The organism is Enterococcus sp. AZ109, from assembly GCF_051714625.1.
Taxonomy (GTDB): domain Bacteria; phylum Bacillota; class Bacilli; order Lactobacillales; family Enterococcaceae; genus Enterococcus_A.
On the sequence record NZ_JBIOSF010000002.1, the window covers coordinates 217,120 to 236,146 of the forward strand.

The 19,027-nt window shown below is 40.1% G+C and carries 20 protein-coding genes; 8 read left to right on the plus strand and 12 right to left on the minus strand.

The features are described from left to right. The first annotated feature begins 86 nt into the window (after nucleotides 1-86). Entirely contained in the window at nucleotides 87-1,577 is a 1,491-nt protein-coding gene (gene abc-f, locus IGI42_RS17625) for a ribosomal protection-like ABC-F family protein (RefSeq protein WP_438717289.1), read from the plus strand. Between the two features lie 157 nt (nucleotides 1,578-1,734). Next, nucleotides 1,735-2,481: an SDR family NAD(P)-dependent oxidoreductase gene (locus tag IGI42_RS17630; protein WP_438717290.1), complete on the plus strand. Its 747-nt coding sequence runs from the start codon at nucleotides 1,735-1,737 to the stop codon at nucleotides 2,479-2,481. Between the two features lie 120 nt (nucleotides 2,482-2,601). Here the strand turns inward: IGI42_RS17630 and IGI42_RS17635 are convergent, their stop codons facing one another. The 4 genes from IGI42_RS17635 to IGI42_RS17650 all read right to left on the minus strand — a co-directional run bounded on the left by IGI42_RS17635 (nucleotide 2,602) and on the right by IGI42_RS17650 (nucleotide 5,279). Next, the gene (locus IGI42_RS17635; protein WP_438717291.1) at nucleotides 2,602-3,354 is read right to left on the minus strand and encodes a TraX family protein; all 753 of its coding nucleotides are present in this window, start codon (nucleotides 3,352-3,354) and stop codon (nucleotides 2,602-2,604) included. A 230-nt stretch (nucleotides 3,355-3,584) separates the two neighbouring features. Continuing rightward, a complete protein-coding gene (locus IGI42_RS17640) occupies nucleotides 3,585-4,556 on the minus strand; it encodes a permease prefix domain 1-containing protein (protein WP_438717292.1) in 972 nt (323 codons plus the stop codon). 2 nt (nucleotides 4,557-4,558) lie between these two features. Continuing rightward, on the minus strand, nucleotides 4,559-4,885 hold the full coding sequence (locus tag IGI42_RS17645; protein ID WP_207672833.1) for a PadR family transcriptional regulator: 327 nt from the start codon (nucleotides 4,883-4,885) through the stop codon (nucleotides 4,559-4,561). Between the two features lie 181 nt (nucleotides 4,886-5,066). Then, on the minus strand, nucleotides 5,067-5,279 hold the full coding sequence (locus IGI42_RS17650; protein WP_438717293.1) for a hypothetical protein: 213 nt from the start codon (nucleotides 5,277-5,279) through the stop codon (nucleotides 5,067-5,069). A gap of 190 nt (nucleotides 5,280-5,469) precedes the next feature. Here IGI42_RS17650 and IGI42_RS17655 point away from each other — a divergent pair, with 190 nt between their 5' ends. Next, the gene (locus tag IGI42_RS17655) at nucleotides 5,470-6,570 is read left to right on the plus strand and encodes an NAD(P)/FAD-dependent oxidoreductase (RefSeq protein ID WP_438717294.1); all 1,101 of its coding nucleotides are present in this window, start codon (nucleotides 5,470-5,472) and stop codon (nucleotides 6,568-6,570) included. A 480-nt stretch (nucleotides 6,571-7,050) separates the two neighbouring features. Next, nucleotides 7,051-7,605, plus strand: a complete 555-nt coding sequence (locus IGI42_RS17660; RefSeq protein ID WP_438717295.1) for a DUF2922 domain-containing protein — start codon at nucleotides 7,051-7,053, stop codon at nucleotides 7,603-7,605. Nucleotides 7,606-7,694: 89 nt separating this feature from the next. Here IGI42_RS17660 and IGI42_RS17665 read toward each other — a convergent pair whose 3' ends face one another. Next, complete coding sequence (locus IGI42_RS17665) at nucleotides 7,695-8,330, minus strand: DUF421 domain-containing protein (protein ID WP_438717296.1); 636 nt, start codon at nucleotides 8,328-8,330, stop codon at nucleotides 7,695-7,697. 10 nt (nucleotides 8,331-8,340) lie between these two features. Next, nucleotides 8,341-8,784: a DUF3290 domain-containing protein gene (locus tag IGI42_RS17670; protein WP_438717297.1), complete on the minus strand. Its 444-nt coding sequence runs from the start codon at nucleotides 8,782-8,784 to the stop codon at nucleotides 8,341-8,343. A 130-nt stretch (nucleotides 8,785-8,914) separates the two neighbouring features. On the opposite strand from IGI42_RS17670, the gene IGI42_RS17675 reads away from it, so the two are divergent. Next, the gene (locus IGI42_RS17675) at nucleotides 8,915-9,448 is read left to right on the plus strand and encodes a dihydrofolate reductase family protein (protein ID WP_438718321.1); all 534 of its coding nucleotides are present in this window, start codon (nucleotides 8,915-8,917) and stop codon (nucleotides 9,446-9,448) included. 213 nt (nucleotides 9,449-9,661) lie between these two features. Here IGI42_RS17675 and IGI42_RS17680 read toward each other — a convergent pair whose 3' ends face one another. The 4 genes from IGI42_RS17680 to IGI42_RS17695 all read right to left on the minus strand — a co-directional run bounded on the left by IGI42_RS17680 (nucleotide 9,662) and on the right by IGI42_RS17695 (nucleotide 13,162). After that, nucleotides 9,662-10,309, minus strand: coding sequence for an HAD family hydrolase (locus IGI42_RS17680; RefSeq protein WP_438717298.1), 648 nt, complete (start codon nucleotides 10,307-10,309; stop codon nucleotides 9,662-9,664). Between the two features lie 186 nt (nucleotides 10,310-10,495). Continuing rightward, entirely contained in the window at nucleotides 10,496-11,527 is a 1,032-nt protein-coding gene (locus tag IGI42_RS17685) for an ABC transporter ATP-binding protein (RefSeq protein WP_438717299.1), read from the minus strand. Then, nucleotides 11,508-12,359: an ABC transporter permease gene (locus IGI42_RS17690; protein WP_438717300.1), complete on the minus strand. Its 852-nt coding sequence runs from the start codon at nucleotides 12,357-12,359 to the stop codon at nucleotides 11,508-11,510. Before IGI42_RS17690 ends, IGI42_RS17685 begins: the two co-directional genes overlap by 20 nt. Beyond that, entirely contained in the window at nucleotides 12,356-13,162 is an 807-nt protein-coding gene (locus IGI42_RS17695) for an ABC transporter permease (protein ID WP_438717301.1), read from the minus strand. Before IGI42_RS17695 ends, IGI42_RS17690 begins: the two co-directional genes overlap by 4 nt. A 160-nt stretch (nucleotides 13,163-13,322) precedes the next feature. Between IGI42_RS17695 and IGI42_RS17700 the strand changes: the two genes are divergently transcribed. Further along, the gene (locus IGI42_RS17700; RefSeq protein ID WP_438715232.1) at nucleotides 13,323-15,008 is read left to right on the plus strand and encodes a transposase; all 1,686 of its coding nucleotides are present in this window, start codon (nucleotides 13,323-13,325) and stop codon (nucleotides 15,006-15,008) included. 66 nt (nucleotides 15,009-15,074) lie between these two features. On the opposite strand, the gene IGI42_RS17705 is transcribed toward IGI42_RS17700, so the two are convergent. Together IGI42_RS17705 and IGI42_RS17710 are read right to left on the minus strand one after the other, a co-directional pair. Beyond that, nucleotides 15,075-15,923 carry an alkaline phosphatase family protein gene (locus tag IGI42_RS17705; protein ID WP_438717302.1) on the minus strand — a complete coding sequence of 283 codons (849 nt, stop codon included), beginning with the start codon at nucleotides 15,921-15,923 and terminating at the stop codon, nucleotides 15,075-15,077. Continuing rightward, nucleotides 15,913-17,004, minus strand: a complete 1,092-nt coding sequence (locus IGI42_RS17710; RefSeq protein WP_438717303.1) for an ABC transporter substrate-binding protein — start codon at nucleotides 17,002-17,004, stop codon at nucleotides 15,913-15,915. The genes IGI42_RS17705 and IGI42_RS17710 overlap by 11 nt, the downstream gene beginning before the upstream one ends. A 174-nt stretch (nucleotides 17,005-17,178) precedes the next feature. On the opposite strand from IGI42_RS17710, the gene IGI42_RS17715 reads away from it, so the two are divergent. Both IGI42_RS17715 and IGI42_RS17720 read left to right on the plus strand, forming a co-directional pair. Next, the gene (locus IGI42_RS17715) at nucleotides 17,179-17,967 is read left to right on the plus strand and encodes a PHP domain-containing protein (RefSeq protein ID WP_438717304.1); all 789 of its coding nucleotides are present in this window, start codon (nucleotides 17,179-17,181) and stop codon (nucleotides 17,965-17,967) included. Nucleotides 17,968-18,018: 51 nt separating this feature from the next. Further along, on the plus strand, nucleotides 18,019-19,014 hold the full coding sequence (locus tag IGI42_RS17720; protein ID WP_438717305.1) for a peptidylprolyl isomerase: 996 nt from the start codon (nucleotides 18,019-18,021) through the stop codon (nucleotides 19,012-19,014). Nucleotides 19,015-19,027 lie beyond the last annotated feature (13 nt).

The window sequence follows — 19,027 nt, forward strand, 5'->3', positions numbered from 1 at the left end:
ACTTAGTTTTTTCCGGCAGGGTCTCTTTTTGTGTACCCTTTTGTCACTCCTGAAAAGTACTTGAATTTTTTAATGAGGTGAGCAAAATGGCTACGATTAAAATAGAACAACTAACCTTTGGCTTTGACAAGCAAGGAACTACACTTTTTTCTGATGCGAACTTACTTTTAGATACCGGCTGGAAACTAGGGCTGATCGGCCGTAATGGTCGCGGTAAGACTACTCTTCTTCAACTATTACTAGGAAATTATCCCTATCAAGGACGAATCGAAATGCCAGTAGAAGCAATCTATTTTCCAGCACTAGTAACCGACATAGACCGGTTAACATACGAAGTCTTGGAGGATACTGAAAACTTTGAATTATGGGAATTAGAAAGAGAAATGAACTTAATTCAGCTGAATCCTGAAGTTTTGTGGCAACCCTTCTCTACTCTGTCTGGTGGGGAACAGACGAAAGCCTTATTGGCGATGTTGTTCACTCAGAATGATCGTTTTCCTCTAATCGATGAACCGACGAATCATTTAGATGGTGAAGCTCGTCAGCACGTAGCTGACTATTTACGTAAGAAATCAGGTTTTATTGTAGTTAGTCACGATCGTCAATTTATCGATCAGGTCACCGATCATATTCTGGCAATAGAAAAAAGTCAGTTGGTTATGTATCAAGGGAATTTTTCTACTTATGAAGAGCAAAAAAAATTGCGGGACGAATTTGAACAAGCCCAAAATATCAAAATAAAAAAAGAAGTGTCACGTTTGAAACAAACTGCTGCTGAAAAAGCCGAATGGTCAAGAAATCGGGAAAGCGATAAGTATGGCAAGTCATCAGAAAAAGGCAGCGGAGCTATTAACGACACTGGCTTCATCGGTGCGCGAGCCGCCCGAGTTATGAAGCGTTCGAAAAATATTACGAAGCGTATGAATGAACAAATTAGTGTTAAGGGGGACTTGCTTAAAGACATTGAAGACGTAGATCAATTATCGATGGCTTATCAACCTACCCACCATCAGCAATTGTTAAAAATTGAAAAGTTACAGCTGCGCTACACCGAAGAGTTATTTACTCCAATCTCTTTTGAAGTCAATAAAGGAGACATCGTAGCTTTGACCGGACCCAACGGCTCAGGAAAATCTAGTATATTCAATTATTTACTTGGACAATTCGAAGGCGACGCCGAAGGAACGAAACTACAGCCAAATTATTTAAACATAAGCTATGTACGACAAAATTATGAAGATAATCAGGGCACTTTGCAGGATTTTGCGGAGAAAAACCATTTAGATTATTCCGCTTTTTTAAACAATTTACGAAAGTTAGGCATGGATCGTAACGTCTTTAACAATCGCATCGAAGAAATGAGTATGGGGCAACGGAAAAAAGTTGAATTAGCGAAATCTCTTTCCCAATCGGCGGAGCTTTATTTATGGGATGAACCATTAAATTATTTGGATGTCTTTAACCAGCAGCAATTAGAAGAACTTCTACTGCGAGTCAGACCTGCCTTGCTTTTAATCGAACACGATCAGCGCTTTTTAGAAACTATCGGTGCCAAACAAATCAAACTAAATAACTAACGATTTTTTCGAGGTTGTGACGTTTTATGTCACAACCTTATTTTTGTGTTTTTTAGCATATATAAATACCACCAAATAATTGTAAGCACTATTTTTGTCAATATTAAGAAAACTTGTTACCGTTAACAAGTAAACAAATTAAAGGAGGAATTATTTTATGAAACGTTTTGAAGGAAAAGTTGCATTAGTTACCGGTGGATCAAGTGGAATTGGTGCTGCCTGCATTAAAGTATTCTACAACGAGGGCGCAAAAGTTGTCGTTGCGGATATGAGTGATGACGGCGGTGAGATCTTAAAAGAATTGAATATCAGTGATGAAGACGGGTTATTTTTGAAAACTGATGTCACTAAATTTGAACAAGTGGAAAAAATGGTGGCTGATACAGTAGAAAAATTTGGCAAATTGGATATCTTAGTGGCTAATGCCGGCATGTCCGATGACGACAAAATTACTGAAATGACACCAGAGGAATGGCAGTCAACGATTGACGTAAACTTAACTGGTGTCTTCTTATCAGACAAAGCAGCGATTGAACAAATGCTGAAGCAAGAAGATCGCGGGACGATCGTCAACTGCGGCTCCATTCACAGTGTCGACGCCCGGGCAGATATTCCAGCCTACGCAGCATCTAAAGGCGGCGTGAAATTACTCAGCCAAAGCTTAGCAGCCAGCTACAGTAAAGAAGGCATTCGGGTAAATACTATCGCTCCCGGCTATATCGAAACACCACTGTTAGGTGATATGGATGATGAAGCTACACAAGCGCTAGTGGATATGCATCCAATTGGACGTTTAGGTCAACCAGATGAAGTTGCCGAAGCTGTAGCCTTTTTAGCTAGTGACAAAGCCAGCTTTGTGAACGGGACTACGTTATTAGTTGATGGCGGTTATACAGCAGTATAGATAAAACTTAAGAAAAGCGCTCTATCAGTTAGATTAAAAACTAGCTATCAGAGTGCTTTTTTATGTTTCCCTCATTGGATCGTTCCATGAAGCTACTCTTGATAATTTTGAATGAAATAATTATCTGTTGAAAATAAAATTAGCAAGATAGAACAATACAAAGGTATGGGCCGGATAGAAAATATAAAAGAAGTATTTTAAGCTGGGACCCTTTTCCTTATTATATTGAAGCATAAAAGGCAAGGCGATAATCATCATCCATTGCGTGGCGGAGCCTGTGTTGATCATTTCTCCACTAAATTGACTGATACAAAACAGAATATATACGACACAAAGAAGATCCTTTTTCTCCTTGAGAAAATACATCAGCACGCCCAAAGCGACAAAATTAAAGCCATATTCATTCAACACCAAATTGGGAATGATCCCTGTCAACACGTCGCCACTCAAATTACCTGCAAATGGCACTATGTTGGGAATGATATAATACAGCATTTGAACAAAGAAGAGGCCAGCAAGTATAATGGCCCCCTTTTTTCGATCCTTCCGAAATATCTCAATGGTACTAATGAGTAACCCCACTAAAAACATCGGCAGGAAAATATTATGGTTCCCGTACCCCGATTCTGTCACAAAACAGGAATCAACCAGGTACCCAAAAGCTGTCATAAAAAGGCTCATCACATAAAGACGCAGCAAATATTTCTTCCGATCTCTTGTAAAATGATAGCCCCAAACCATACAAAATAAAAAGATAGGATAAGAACCTCGCCCTAGCCAACCAAACCACGTAGGCATGGAATCAAAATAAAGTCCAACATGATCTACAACCATCAAGATTAAGGCAATGATTTTTAATTTGAAAGTATTCATAGTGCCCGACTCACTCCCTTTTCTTTTGTCCTACACCAGTCACCGCAAAATAAAAAAATTCCCGAATTTTCTCATGATAAATTGAAGCAAATACGCTATACTAATGATAGTATGTGCTAAACTTTCTCTGTCTTTTTTGAGAAAGGTTGCCTCCTAATTCGTTTTAGGAGGTTTTTTCTCTGCAAAATAGAAAATCGAGAAACCCTACTTATAAAGGTTTCTCGATCTTTTTAGTTATAGGCCTTTTTGAAAAAACTAATCAATAAATCATGGAAGATACCCGCCACTACAAAGACCAACCAGCTGATTTCCCATGCGTTTGTCAAAAATGACCCGAAAAAATAGAAACATACAATCAGCGGCCAATACAATTTTTCAATTAAGAGAACGGTTGGCGCCGCATTCCCGTAACGTTCACGACGAGCATTTGGCCCCATCTTGTCATCATCATGAACATAGTAGCGATTGTTGATGAACTTGTTATAGCTACTGCTATAAATACTGCCGTAGACAATCAAAAAGACACCCGCCGCAATCATCATAAACATTAACACAACACCTATTGCAGAATAATAGTATTCAAAAAATAGGATTACTGGAACTAGACTTAACACACAGCTAGAAATCCCTAAAACCAAGCTTGCCTTAAAGCTCTTATGATAGGCTTCCTTTTCCGTTCTTGCCAAATTCTGAACTTCTCTGGGCACATAACGGTCATTCAAGGGTTTGCCTTGATTGTAGAGCTCTATACCACTCATAATAATTATACCGACCCCTGCTGCCGCACTCACGAAAAAGGCAGCTATACCCAAACCGCCTAGATACCAGACTCCCTGCGAGGCGACTAATGAGGCAACTGATATAATACATAAAGAAATTCCCAGGCTTAATCCAAAGGAACTACGCTTACGCTTCGCCATAAATTTCAGCATTTCGTCTTCAGTAATCGCATTAAAGTCGTCTTCTGGTTCAAATGTTTCTTCTACTCTGCTTTCAAACTGCAAGGTTTCCTTCAGCTCATCCACCGAGCCAAACTCACTGATTACTGCGCCAATCGCCTCATGCTCACTCTTGCCTTCATCCCGTAAAGACCAGTAGTGATCTTCCATAATCGTCAGCAGTTCTTGTTTCGCCCGTTGGACTTCCTCTGTTTTAGGAAACTCGATAAACAAGGTTTCCAAATAGTTTTTTATCGTATCCATCATTATCCCTCTTTCATAAATCGATTAACAACCTCTTTGGTCTGCTGCCATTCGACTCGCTTTTCTTTCAAAAAATTCTTGCCAACCTCTGTGATCCGGTAATACGTCCTTTTTTTCCCATGAGTCACCTCACCAGGATACGGCTGAATCAATCCGTTCTTTTCCAACCGGTTGAAGGCCGAATACAAGGTGGTCTCCTTGATTACATACAACTCTTCCGTCCGTTCACGAATTCGCTTCGAAATCGCATAGCCGTAGGAATCTCCTTCACTAAGGACCGACAAAATGATCACGTCGTTGTAGCCGCGAATCCCATCGCTAGAAATCATTTTGCCACCTCCGAAAATTACTTCATCTGTCGTTGTAATTAGTATACCGTAATTACTACGACAGGTAAAGTAAAATATGATAAAATGTGCTTGCAACAAAAAGAAGGGCGCGAACTCCTTCATCACTTGAAAGTTTTCGCGCCCCTCTTTTATTTTACTTATTTAATTCCGACCACTTGAGCTAGCAAATATGCAAACTTTCCTTTAGCTCATCGACTAGCCCGTATTCCCCAATTACGATCCCAATCGCTACTTTTTCACTTCTACCAGCACTGCATAAGCTCGTATATCGATCTTCCATCGTTGTCAGCAGTTCTTCTTTCGTTTCTAAAACATCGGCTGTTTTAGGAAACTCGGCAAATATTGTTTCAATATATTTTTTTAATGCACCCATGTTATTCCTTTTCCAGTCCTTCCTTGGATTTCCAAAGTTGAAACCAATTCCTTTTTTTAATTGAAAAATATGATGTATTTAGTATATCCTATTCTCTTAAACAGGCAAACTTATTTTTTTTAAAATATTATCAGTTGTTGATTTTTCTTTTCTGTGCCAGAATAAAATGTAGAAGAAAGAAGGAACCCGCATGGAAAACATTGCAATCGTCGGTGGTGGTATTATCGGCATGACCCTTGCTAATTATTTAGATAGCAAGAAATTTGATATTACTCTTTATGATCAACCTGTCGGACAAGCGACTAAGGCTAGTGCAGGAATTATTTCTCCTTGGCTCTCAAAACGCCGAAATAAACAATGGTATGCCTTGGCGAAAGCTGGGGCAGCTTTTTTCCCAAAACTAGTCCAAGATTTTGATCTGGATACATCTATCTATAAACAGTCAGGAACTTTATTGCTGCGAAAAGAATCACAGTTAGAAGAACTTTACACTTTAGCCGAAAAAAGACAGGCGAAAGCACCTGAACTGGGTGAAATTCGATTATTAGAAGCAGAAGAGACGGTTAGTCTTTTCCCATTATTAAAGCCTACTCCCTCTCTTTACGTTTCAGGAGGCGGCCGTTTAGATGGTCAAGCATACTTGCAACACTTACGTGATTTAGCAAAGATAAAAGGCGTCCATCTTGAAAATCAACGGGTTCATTTGCAGCAAGCTCAGTCTTTAAAGCTAGCTGATGATGGTCAAGTATTAACTTATGACCGAATTATTTTAGCACCTGGCCCACATTTAAAGGAATTATTAGCTCCACTAGGAATTCAAGCAGATGTTCGTCCACAAAAGGGGCAGCTGCTAGTTTTCAATACATCGGAACAGCAATCCTCTGCATGGCCGGTCGTAATGTTAGACGGCGAAGCTGATTTGATCCCTTTTGAAAATGGCAGAATTTTACTTGGTGCAACCCATGAAAATGAGGAAGAATGGGATTTAAGCCCTACTTCTGCAGCATTTCAACAATTAACGAGTAATGCAGCGAATTTCTTAGCCAATCCGGAGCACCTTTTCAATCACCCCTATGAGTATCGTGTTGGAACCCGAGCCTATACCTCAGATTTTTCACCTTTCTTTGGAGCAGTGAATGATGGCTTGCTAGTTGCTAGCGGCTTAGGGTCATCTGGACTAACTACGGGTCCTTATATAGGATACTTATTAGCCGAATATTTAAATGGAACTACCATTCATTGGGATATCTATCAAAAACCATTGAATAACTATTTAAAACCGATCAAATAAACACAAGAATGCTTTCGTCTCATTCCTTTTCTAGGAATTTGCGAGAGCTTTTTTATTCATCAATAATGTCAAAACTACTTCTATCCTGTCATCTCAAGTTTTTAATTTCCAGAGAAAGCTTACTGATTATTCGTTATTTTAAAGTGAATAATTCAGCTTTTATTTTTCCACTCCTATACAGATCATTGATTTATCAAGTTTTCATTCACTTTTTTTCAAAAATCGAAAATTGTCAAAACACCCCCTATAATTTCTTTTAGTAAATTTTACTGCACGATTAAACCAACATTCCGAAAAAATAATTGGAAATTATCGCTAGTTTCTGGAAAAAATCGAGTTTTGTTATTTAATCATTATCTGCTATCTTTTAATCACCGGCCGGAACACAACAACTGAGAATCAACAGGAAAACTAGTCTAATTTATTGACTCGATTACACTTAACTACACAATTAATTTTAAAACAGAAAGGAAGATTAGCATGTTAAAACTAGTAGGAAAATTTTTAAATAGCGAAGGAAAAACACATCAGTGGACGTTTAACGATCCAGATCCGAATAAATCACCAGAGGAGATTAAAGCACTTTTAGAGAAACTGACAACGTTGAACTTGTTTGAAAAAGATGGCGTAAAATTATTTCAACAAGTCGTTTCAGCGAAGTTCGTTCAAACGATCGAGACACCGCTTTTTGACTTGAGCAGTGTGCCAGAAAATTTAGTGGAAAGTCCCGCAGTCTTAATTGACTCTACGAACACAGAGGTAAAAGCTCCTATAGAACAGGTTCAGGAAGAAATCATTGTGGAAGGAAACAAGAATAGCTCAATTGAAACGCACGAAAAAAACGAACCCGGCGAGCCATTAGCAGAGGAACTTCAAACGAATACAATTTCAGCGGTAGAAGATTCCAATTCTGGGCAACCACCAATACTCTTTACGCCAAAGAAAGATGATACTCCTCAAATAGTACAGAGTGACAGGCTTCAGCAGCAACGTTCAAAGAAAAAGAAGAAGAAGAAACGAAAAAAAAGAAGATAGAGCCAATTTGCCTTAATTATAATATTTAAACGGGGAAATAGATCTCATTAGCACATCCTAGCTTAGCGGGTATAAAGAGTACACTTTAATCACTCTTTATACCCACTCAAGCGTAAATCTCCAGAAATGTATTCCCCTAGATAAATATCCGAGATGTTGCTGAAGTTGCGTTTTTTCACTTCTTCAGCTAACCAATTTTGGTCTTTCCCGATTAGCTCTAGCACGTCTTCATTTGGCTGTCCGTCAACAATAATCGGATAGCGAATATTTTCATCGCCAAATTCAATTAAGGTTAGCTGTCCATTTTGCTCTAAAATTGCCCGCTTTACCTTTTCTACCTCGTAAATGCCATTACTACGAAGCTTGAACATTAATTCGCTGGCAGATATACCGTGTTTCAGGCACTCTTGTACGTCTACTTGACCATTTTGAATCAAATTAACTGGACGACCATCAATCAGCAATTTCACATAGCGGTTATGGTCTTTTAAATATTTCAGCAACATCACCAAAAATGTCCAAATAATCAATACTAAGACGAATTGAAGTACCGTAATGGAGTCATTGTAAATCACACCGCCAATAATTCCACCTAGAACATAATTTTGAACTGCGTCCATTGCCGAAGAGGGAGCTAGATTACCTTTACCGGAAATGTTAATTTGAAAAATAAGACAAATAATGCCTAAAGTAAATTTTAAAATGACTGGATAATACGCGGCCATATTTTTCCTCCTATGGATTGACTGTGATTTCCGAATTAACCAAGTAAGTCTCGGTTAATTGGTAAGAACTTTGATCTGTGCTTAAGTGAACCGTATAATAAGTACCCTTAATCTTAATTACTACACCCTCGGTCAACTGAACAGAATTTACCAAGATATCCTTCTGACTGATACCAAATTCTTGCGCTACTTCCTTCACGAAGGCTACCATCTGTGATGATTGATCATATCGGCTTTGATTTTGAGTATAATCAGAGTATTGAACCCCTAACATAAATACCAAAAGTAAAAATAGCATAATACTTAAATCACGATATTTGGTCTGAATCCGATGCCGCATATAAAGGCTAAACGCAATAATCAAAAAGATCAGGGCAATAAAAATAATTGCATACTTGATCAAATCATTGATGCTAGATTGATTTTCAATATATTCAATGCCATAAAAAGTCATGTCCTCACTCCTTACTTTTATTCTAGCGTTTTTTCAAACTTTCGGCAAAAGACTGTACTTTTTCTTTAGGCCTCATTTGAATTCATCCATCGATATTTTTGTTATACTATGTAAAAAGGAGATGAAAGATATCCGCAAAGTAATCTTTTATGGAGCCATTAGCTTGGATGGTTATTTGGCTGGAAAAAACGAAGACTTGGAATGGCTTTTGACAACTAATACTGGTGAAACTACTAGCTATGAGGAATTTATTAAAACGATCGGTACGGTAGTGATGGGGCGAATCACTTACCAAGAGGCATTAAAACTAACTAATGGTGCCCCACTCTATCCAGAACAGGAAATGATTATCTTTTCACGCAACCATGAAATTATCGATGGGCAGAAAACGGTGAGTAGTGATCCAGTAGCTTACATTAAAGAATTAAGGGAAAAACGTGGTAAAGATATTTGGTTAGTTGGTGGTGCTGATTTGCTAACCCCCTTAATTAGCGCAAACTTGATTGATCATTGGTACATTCAAATTGCTCCTGTACTACTTGGGAAAGGCAAACGACTATTTGATTCTCATAGTCTGAACACCCGATTAAGATTTGTGGAAATGCGTCAGTTTGGGGAATTAGTGGAGCTGCATTATTGTAAAGCTAATCTGCCAAGAGTATAGTGATTTTACTCTTGGCAGATAATTTATAGGTCAATTACTTTGAGAATTTTATTTTTAAGATTTTCTATATTGTCTTGTCATAAAAAATTCATAACCCTTCACTATAATAGTAATTACCAACAAAACAACCCTAACACTTTTTCATTTTTAACTCCTTGCTAGTCAGCCACCCACTGACTAGTATTTTTTTTTGCTCAAAATTAGGTAATTCATTTACTTCCTTTCTTGAACAAATACCTTATCCACTTGTTCAAAATTCTTCACCGGTTGCGGAAAAAGCATCCCTGTTGTAAAAACATTCGGGTATGCATAGGTAGTGAGATTGGCAGCAAGTGCTGCTTTTGCTCCCAACGGACTGTCCTCAATCACGATTGTTTCATCAGGGGAAACGTCTAAAATCTCTAAACATTTTTGATACCCTTCAGGATCTGGTTTGCCCTTTTGAACGTTATCGATGGTGACAAAGACGTCGATTTTTTCTTTAATCGCTGGATGCTTATCGAAGTAGTAGCTTAGTTCTGCCAGCGTAGAATTTGAGACAACACCGATTTTCCACTGGTGTTCGTGAGCTTTTTCCAACACTGAAAGAATTCCTTTTCTTAAAGAAGCTGCTGCGTAATTGCGTATTTGGTCCTCAAGAATCCATTCATCCAATTCGGCAATATTTAATGGTTTACCCACGGCTCGGCTGATCTGCTGGTAAAAGGCACCTTCTGCTGAAGCGCCAACTCCTTCTTGATACACTTCAAATGGAATGCGATAGTCAAAATTTTTCATTAAGTAACTGTTTACACTTTCAAAAAACAACCATTCACTGTCTATCATTGTTCCGTCAAAATCAAAAATCAACGCCCTTTTCATACTCAGATCCCCACTCTCGTCTATTCTTTCTCTATTCAGAATAAAAACTCTCGGACTAAAAGTCAATGTGTTTAGGGTTATGAAGCTGATTAGTGTTTAAATTTTTAAAACACAATTTATAACGTTGAATAACTTGCACGTTATTCCAGTAAAAAACAAGACTTCCGTTAAGTCTTGTTTTAGCTTTTAACTATGCTGTGCATAACGTTGGGTATCTATTTCCACTGGAATTGCCAAAATATCTTTCGTTTGGATATACAGAGTATCTCCAATTTTTTCTTTCTGATCATTCAAACGATCCACGATCAATTCCTTGCCGTCAACGGTTTGGAACACATAACGTTGGATGTTTCCTAAAATGAAGGCTTCCTTGAGATGAACTGGAATTTGTACTGCTTTTGGCTGAGGCTCAAACTGAATCAGTTCAGGACGTAAATAATAGATATAGCGATTACCTTTTATTGCGAATTCATGGGTGTATTGCTCTAATTCAAACCACTCGAATCGATTGTAATTGCCGATAAACTCAGCGACAAAGCGACTTCGGGGATTCTGATAAAGCTCCTTTGAGGTAGAGACTTGGGCCACTTTACCATTTTCCATCACAAAAATTCGATCACTGATTCGCATGGCTTCCTCTTGATCATGAGTAACGAAAATCATGGTCATCCCTAACGACTGTTGGATATTTCGTAGATCTCGTTGCAGTTGTTTTCTGATACGAGCATCCAACGCACTTAATGGCTCATCCAGCAGCAGCACTTTTGGTTCAGTCACTAAAGAGCGGGCTAAAGCTACCCGTTGACGTTGCCCACCAGAAAGGAATTGGACATTTTTTTCAGCAAACTCCGTCATAGCTACTAAATCTAAAATTTTCAGAACCTTATCCTGAATGGTTTTGTCGCTGAGTTTTTTTACCTTTAAACCAAAGGCGACATTTTCAAAAACGGTCATAGTTGGAAACAGCGCATAGTTTTGAAAGACAAAGCCAATATTTCGGTCCTTGGTTGGTTTATCAGCAATGTGTTCATTATCTAGGACTATTTCTCCAGTTTTTGGTTGTTCTAAGCCAGTGATACAACGGAGTAAGGTAGACTTCCCACAGCCGCTAGGTCCTAATAAGGTAACCAGTTCACCTTTTTCAATTTGAATCTCATTAATCTTTAAAATTTGCTTCTCGCCGAAAAACAGCGTCAGATCATGTATTTCTAAAAACATTCTCAGTCACGCCCCCTTTAATTACTTCTTTTTTCGGTTTCTTGGCTTCAACGGGTTGCTTGAGCGACAGCTTCTGACGATTGGTTAAGAAGAAGGTAGCTAAGGCGATCCCTACCATGAAAAGAAGGTAGAGTACCATCACCGCACTTGCTAAGTGACCATTTTCATTCATTCGTCGGAACATGTAGATCCGCACCGTTTGGAAGCGCCCGCCAATTAATAAATTGGTCAACATATATTCGCCAAACACCGAAGAAAAAATCATCAAAGACACTAATGTAGTGCCGATGCGAATATTTGGAAACAATACACGAAAAACAATTGTAGACATGGGAGCACCTAAAGTAGACGCAGCATCTACCAGCTCCTTTAAATTAATCAAGCGCATTTGGTTGTTAATGCCCAGATAAACAATCGGCAACGCCGTGATGAACAACGCACCCACTAATACTACAAACATCGGAATCCCCGTTTGTGCATAGGTTCGTAACAAAGCTGTCACCAAAATCACACCAGGTAAAGCATAAGGCAACAGTACCAATTTCTCTAACCATTGGTTTAAGCGTGGATAATACAAATGAATCCAAATAATTGTAGGTATCATAACTATTAAGATTGTTAGCAGCACCACAACAGCTAGTAAAAGTGATCGCCCGACAGCGGCAATAAATTGTGAATCCGAGAGTAATTGTCGGAACCATTGCAAGGTCAAATCCTGTGGCAGGATACTCTTTGACCATTTAGTGGAGCTAGCGTACAGCACCGTGCCAATGATCGGTAGAAAGTAATACAAAGCAAAGCAGACCAAAATTGGTTTTACAAGCCTTTTCACGATCGGACCACCTTCCCTTTCTTCTGGATAATCAACATCGCAGTAATCAGTAACACTCCTAACACGACAGCCAACGCACTGCCCATATTAGGTTTCGCAAATACATCACCAGATACCAAGGCAGCGATTCGAATAGTTAATAGATTCACGTTGCTACTGGTCAAAGCATAGGCTGTTTCGTAGGTGCCCATTCCGTTCGCAAATAAAATGATAAACGTACTAGCGATCGATGGTCGCAAAAAGGGCAGGGCGACTTTCCGCCAAGCATACGTGGATGAGGCTCCCAATAATAACGCTGATTCTAACCACTCCTTTTTAACTTCCTTCATGCTAGGATACAAAAACAGTACCCCCAGAGGGATTTGGAAATAAGTATAGGTTACGGTCAGTCCCCACCAAGAATACAAATTAAAGTCTTCTAAAAACGGCAACAGCATTTTCAGCACCCCAACATTTCCCAGCAAAATAATGAAAGAAAATGCTAAAGGAATTCCGGCAAAGTTAGCTGCCAAATTCGAAACAAAAGTAATCTTTTCCTGCAGACGCGACGACAAATTCATTAGACACAGGCATAAAATAAAGGTACCAATTAAACCGATGATACTAGATGTGGTCGCAATCAGTACACTATTAACAAAGGCTTGAGTATAGTAAGCATTGCTGAAAATATCCGTATAATTCGCCAGCGTCCATTGATTGGTCAAATCACTGCGCAAACTGCCTAAAATCATAAAGGTTAAAGGCAGTAATAAAAAGGCACAGAATATAAAAGATGCTGGGAATAAGATTAGACGTTTTTTCACGTTAGACCTCCTATTTCGATGTTTAGGTAATCATTTTTTCTCTGAAAAAAGTGAGTCTGATTCTCAATACGCATACCATGATTCACACCCCAAAAGTAAAGATGCGACGCTTCCTAACGTAGTATAATAGAGCTAAGAAATGTAGACAGGGGGCTTCATCATGGCTTTTAGACTAAATTCTTCACAACAACTCTCGTTAAATGATCGATTCCAACAAGCACCCGAGCGGACACAGAAGTTCGTCCTTAAATCTTGGGCCAAGGGATTCGGAGATATTGTTTTTCCTGCCATTTGCGAAGAACGTTTTGCCGTTTTGTATAGTTCAGATCCTGCTTCTTGTCCTAACACACCCGTCAATATTTTAGTTGGCTCATTGTTGTTAAAAGAATTACTACAAATGACGGATGAAGAATTGCTGGAAGCCATTGTTTGTGGCGACCTGCGCTTTCAATACGCGCTGCACACTACTAGTTTTGACGAACAGCCAGTTAGTAAAAATAGTTTCAATCGTTTCCGAAATCGCCTGTATCTTCACCTATTAGAAACCGGCGAAGATTTACTCCAACAAGAAATGGAAGCACTCGCCGAAGTCTTTCTTCAATTTCTTGAGATTGAACCAACAATGAAACGAATGGACAGTCTGATGGTTTCCGCCAATTGTCGCAGAATGTCTCGTCTAGAATTAATGTATCGATGCGTACAAAACCTTGTCAAAGCCATCGAATCTATGAGCGATAGGGATTGTCCAAAAGACCAAATGCACTATCTTGATCCTACCGATGCCAATCAAGTCTTTTACCATGATACTGATCGAGACACCCCGGAAAAACTAGACCAGTTGATTCAAGACGCGGTCTCGTTAAAAGAAGAATTAAACGAAAACTATCACCAGTTACCCGATTACCAACTGTTGTGTCAGGTTCTTGAAGAACAAACTTTCACAGATGATGCTGGTCAAACACAACAAAAACCAGGTCAAGAAATTACGGCATCAAGTATCCAAAATCCTTATGATCCAGAGGCCACCTATCGAAAAAAAGCTGGCAAGCATCATTTTGGCTACGTAGGAAATGTCGTGGAAACTGTTGGTGATAACGGCTCTATCATTTCCCAATATGACTATGCGCGTAATATCAAAGGTGATCAGATCTTTTGTAAAGAAGTTCTAGAGAAACTCGGAGAGGTTCAACAGCGCACAACGCTTATTTCTGACGGAGCATTTGGTAGTGTTCACAATCAACAACAAGCTTCAAAACAAAACATCTGGTTTGTCCCAACAAATCTCTCGGGCCTTCTCCCAGACACGATAAAAGGAGAATTCCAAATCAATGAAGACGGGACAATGTGTTGTCCAGCTGGGCACCTATCCTACAAAAGAAGTTTCCATAAAGACCATAAAGTTTATTGCGGTTGGTTTGATAAAGCGACCTGTGAAGCTTGCCCGCTCTTGGAAACCTGTAAACCAAAATTGCAAAAACAAGCAGCTACAGTAAGACTAACAAAAGAAAAGATTTCACGAGCGCAACATCTAAAATTTATGGAAAGCGAAGAGTTTCAAAAACTCGCTCACTTTAGAAATGGTATTGAAGGTGTTCCGTCGATTTTGCGTCGTCGTTATCATGTAGACCAGATACCCGTCAGGGGATTCTTGCGCACAAAAATCTGGTTTTCATTTAAGATAGGTGCCATTAACATAAAAAATTTGATAAAAGGAATAACGGATAAGGAAAAACCAGCTCTTTTAGAATCATCTTATAGAATGAAGAATTTTTCCCAGCTCTTTATCACGTTTGTCGGATATATCCCCAAACTGATAAGGTTACAAAAACCGACTTTTGGGGCGTGAATCATACCATTCCACTAAGTGTTTCGTACCTTGTTTCAGTTCTTGATCTTTGATTGATCTCAAAAATTAAGAACTGAAAAAAGTGGAACTGGCATCCTTTAGTAATGAGTTAACCGCCTGCATTTTTTCGGCCGGATCGATTCCTAATAAGTAACAGAACAGCGGTGCCGCTTGTAGTTGGGGCAGCGCTTCTGCTTGCAGCTGGTGACGTTTTTCTGAAATTAAATAAAAAGGTACTTCACGATGAGCGGCTAAACTGCCTCCATGAAGCCCATTTTCATCCATTCCGTGATCGGCAGTCACTACCACTTGATAGCCCAGTTGTAACCATTCCGGTACACAGACTGCTAGTAAAGCATCGGCTTGATTCACCATTGCGGCATATTCCCGTGAATTGGCGGTGTATTTATGACCAACATCGTCAATGTTCATGGAATGCACCACTAGAAAATCCGGTTGGTAGTCGGTTATTAGTAAATGGGCATCCGCAAACAAATGGGAATCGGGATAGCTGTCTTCGCTATAAAAAATACCATGTTGAATCAGCTTGTCAGAATCATGCTGGATGCGATCAGTCATAATATTGTAGGGAGCTTGATTATACAATTCACTGTACCAATGGTAGGCGGCGGCTCCTGTTATCCCGCCGGCTTCCTTAACTAATTCAAACAGCGACCATTCCTTTGAGCGCTGAGCATGGTAGTTGCTGTATATCCCATTTTGATAAGTGGGAACGCCCGTCATCAGTACTTCATACAACGGGCGGGAGTTGCTGGGCATTTCGCTGGTAACCTTTAATAAGCTGGCCTGCTGGTGCTCCACTAAATGATTCATAAAACCCAATTGGGAGACGGCTGTGTCGTAACGACAGCCGTCTAAAATTACCACAATTAGTTTGTCAAGCTTACTTGGCATAGGTCAATACCTCAGACTGCCAAAGTTCAGGAAGTTCCACTGAAGTTTCGTCCCATGCAGCATTGTCTTCTACTGGAACCGCTGCTTCATAAGCGGAATCTGGTAATAATTTTTCAGCGATTTCGGCTGGCAATTCGACTTCCCGAATTGGACGAGCATAACCTTCTGCCAAATTGATTTGTCCTTTATCTGACAAAATATATTCCCGTGCTAGTTTTGCGGCATTTGGATGCGGAGCATTCTTATTGATCAAGGTTGTGTAGCCGCTGATAATTGAACCGTCAGTTGGTACCGTCACTTCAAAACGATCAGCATCAATTTGATCACGATAGTTCAATCCATTGAAGTCCCAGACAACCGCTACATCAATTTCGCCTTTTTCAAGATTGGCTACGCTGGCATCAACGGTCGATAAGCGGCCGTTTTCAGCTATTTCTTTATAGTAGTCTAAGCCCGGTTGAATATCGGACTCACTCCCTCCATTAGCAATTGCTGCTGCCAATACGGCAAATTGAGCTTGGTTGGCCACCGTCACATCGCCGACACTTACTTGGTAATCGCCAGACTGCAAATCTTCCCAACTGGTAGGTGCCTGATCGACGTTATCTTTATCGGTAATAAAGGATATCGTACCGGTGTAGCTCAACAGCCAGTCACCATTGTCATCTTTGGCCCAGTCGGGAATTTCATCCCAATAGCTGGTTTTATATGGTAGAGTTAATTCTTTGCTTTCGGCTAAAGGTCCAAAACTGATGCCCACATCCCCGATATCGGCGGTACCGTCTTTCCCTTCAGATTCAAATTTCGCAAGCTCCTCTGCACTGGACATATCGGTGTCCACGTGACTCAAGCCGTATTCTGCTTCCAGATCTTCCCAGGTGCCTACCCAGTTAGCCCAAGTATCAGGCATCCCCAAACTAACAACTTCGCCTTCTTCTTTGGCTTTTTCGATGATTGTTTCCAATGTGTCATCTTCAGCGGCTGCTTGGTTCGTGTTCTCTTCGGAACCACATCCTGCCAACACCATACTTAGTGCGGACACACATACAAACCCAATTGCCAACTTACGAAATTTTTTCATCAATTTAACTCCCCTTTCAATAGTTACACTTTAACAAAGCGTTATGATAAGAGAATCAATTTCCTGAAAAGTTCCCGTGAACATTGTAAAGGTTACGTGTGGTTTGTAAATATAGCGTCTTTGGTGTTAACGTATTTCATTATCTGAGGTACCATAGAAAAAAAGGAGGCTTCTATGAACTATTACGATCAGCATTTGCATACCTACTTTTCCTTTGATTCGGAGGAAAATTTTGAAGATTATTTGATTTGTGAGCCTGAATACTTCGTTTCAACTGACCACTTTGATTTAAACAATCCTGCATCTGACGGAAAAGACGACATTCCAGATTATCCGGCTTACATCGAAAAGCTGCGGACCTTACGGGAAGAATACCCTACGAAGTTTCTTCGGGGGATTGAAATTGGAGTGGTTCCAGGCCAAGAGAAACAGATCGTGGACTATTTGATGGAGCACCCTTATGATTTAAAATTAGTCAGCATACATCAAAATGGTCACTTTGATTATATGGATGGCAAAGTGTTGACTATGGATAAGTTCCAAACAGCTGATGAATACTTCAGCCAAATGCTGACAGTATTGGAACGTTTTCCAGAAGGCGATGTGCTGACTCATTTTGATTATGGTTTGCGTCGATTGTCCTTTACCCCGGATGAGTTGGCGGAGCACTTTGAAGGCAAGCTGACTCGCATTTTCAAAAAAGTGATTGAACGAGAAATGGCCTTCGAACTGAATGCCAAAAGCTTTTTGAAATATGGTAACTATAAGCTGTATCGCTACGCAGTTCCGTTGTACCAAAGCTTAGGCGGCAAGCTTTTTACTCTAGGGTCGGATGCTCATGTGGCTGAGGACTATCAGCTGGGATTTAAGGAAATGAGCCAGCTGCTGGAAAAATGTCACGTGGATCAGCTGCTGGTGATCCAAGGAAAAGATCGTTCTCTCACTTCTATCCCAACTCTATGAAAGCGATTCAGCTTTATATATAATAGAAGAAAACGGTAAGGGAGTTAGATAATGAACAGCCTGAAGGATTACGCCCAAGAACAACCCATCAATCATTTGATGGCCCGCCATTGGGATGAAATTGAGATAAAAGAAGTTGCGGAAGCATTGCTTAGAGCTGTGAAGCAAAATCAGTTGGCTGATTTTGTTGTGACAGACAGTTTGCAGAAGGAAACGGTGCTGGAATACTTTGCTGCTTTTGCGGGTCAGGAGCTACGCTGTATTGATACGGTATTTACTTTGTTTTATCAAGTAGCTGCGGCGGATGATTATAATGATTTACGCGGGCATTTACTACTGACCTTCCAGACAGCCGCAACAGAATATCGTGTGTTGTTAGGAATGTCTCGGTTAGGAAATGCTGAAGGTGTCCGTTGGCAAGTTTATGATGTATTGTGGCAGGATCAGGGCATTTCGGTTGCCGATGTACCATTAGTCCAGCTGGAAGCCCCGGAATCTGGAGAAGAAATCTGTGTGCTGGTGACCAATCATGGAGATATCCGGTTGCGACTGTTTCCAGATCAGGCACCTTTAGCGGTGGCAAATTGGCAGTCAATGGCAAAAGACGGCTTCTATGATGGCAGCTTATTTGCCCGAGTCATTAAAGAATTTGTGATTCAAGGGGGTGCCTTGGACGGATCGGGTGATGAGGCCCTTTCCAATTACGGCGGGTATTTCGCTGACGAGGTGCGAAAGGGGTTGTATCATTTTAATGGTGCGGTAGCTTTAGGTAATCATGGGCCCCACACGAATGGCAACCAGTTTTTCATTGTCCAAAATACTAAAGTGAATGAACCGCAGCTGCCCAAGCTTTCCTTACCAAGGAATGTGGAAGAAGCTTATTTGAAGCTTGGCGGTTTGCCTGAATTGGATGGCCGTTACACCGTGTTTGGTCAGGTGTATAAAGGCATGGATATTGTGGTAAATATTTCGGATCAGATGACGGATGCAGAAGATGCACCCTTGAAGCCTGTGGTGATTCAGCGGGTGATCTTCGAAAGAGTATAGAAAAAAAGGCACT

What these genes read in the sequence shown, in the direction of transcription:
- abc-f (WP_438717289.1), top strand. Translation starts at nt 87, where the DNA reads ATGGCTACGATTAAAATAGAACAACTAACCTTTGGCTTTGACAAGCAA.
- IGI42_RS17630 (WP_438717290.1), top strand. Translation starts at nt 1,735, where the DNA reads ATGAAACGTTTTGAAGGAAAAGTTGCATTAGTTACCGGTGGATCAAGT.
- IGI42_RS17635 (WP_438717291.1), bottom strand. Translation starts at nt 3,354, where the DNA reads ATGAATACTTTCAAATTAAAAATCATTGCCTTAATCTTGATGGTTGTA.
- IGI42_RS17640 (WP_438717292.1), bottom strand. Translation starts at nt 4,556, where the DNA reads ATGGATACGATAAAAAACTATTTGGAAACCTTGTTTATCGAGTTTCCT.
- IGI42_RS17645 (WP_207672833.1), bottom strand. Translation starts at nt 4,885, where the DNA reads ATGATTTCTAGCGATGGGATTCGCGGCTACAACGACGTGATCATTTTG.
- IGI42_RS17650 (WP_438717293.1), bottom strand. Translation starts at nt 5,279, where the DNA reads ATGGGTGCATTAAAAAAATATATTGAAACAATATTTGCCGAGTTTCCT.
- IGI42_RS17655 (WP_438717294.1), top strand. Translation starts at nt 5,470, where the DNA reads ATGGAAAACATTGCAATCGTCGGTGGTGGTATTATCGGCATGACCCTT.
- IGI42_RS17660 (WP_438717295.1), top strand. Translation starts at nt 7,051, where the DNA reads ATGTTAAAACTAGTAGGAAAATTTTTAAATAGCGAAGGAAAAACACAT.
- IGI42_RS17665 (WP_438717296.1), bottom strand. Translation starts at nt 8,330, where the DNA reads ATGGCCGCGTATTATCCAGTCATTTTAAAATTTACTTTAGGCATTATT.
- IGI42_RS17670 (WP_438717297.1), bottom strand. Translation starts at nt 8,784, where the DNA reads ATGACTTTTTATGGCATTGAATATATTGAAAATCAATCTAGCATCAAT.
- IGI42_RS17680 (WP_438717298.1), bottom strand. Translation starts at nt 10,309, where the DNA reads ATGAAAAGGGCGTTGATTTTTGATTTTGACGGAACAATGATAGACAGT.
- IGI42_RS17685 (WP_438717299.1), bottom strand. Translation starts at nt 11,527, where the DNA reads ATGTTTTTAGAAATACATGATCTGACGCTGTTTTTCGGCGAGAAGCAA.
- IGI42_RS17700 (WP_438715232.1), top strand. Translation starts at nt 13,323, where the DNA reads ATGGCTTTTAGACTAAATTCTTCACAACAACTCTCGTTAAATGATCGA.
- IGI42_RS17705 (WP_438717302.1), bottom strand. Translation starts at nt 15,923, where the DNA reads ATGCCAAGTAAGCTTGACAAACTAATTGTGGTAATTTTAGACGGCTGT.
- IGI42_RS17710 (WP_438717303.1), bottom strand. Translation starts at nt 17,004, where the DNA reads ATGAAAAAATTTCGTAAGTTGGCAATTGGGTTTGTATGTGTGTCCGCA.
- IGI42_RS17715 (WP_438717304.1), top strand. Translation starts at nt 17,179, where the DNA reads ATGAACTATTACGATCAGCATTTGCATACCTACTTTTCCTTTGATTCG.
- IGI42_RS17720 (WP_438717305.1), top strand. Translation starts at nt 18,019, where the DNA reads ATGAACAGCCTGAAGGATTACGCCCAAGAACAACCCATCAATCATTTG.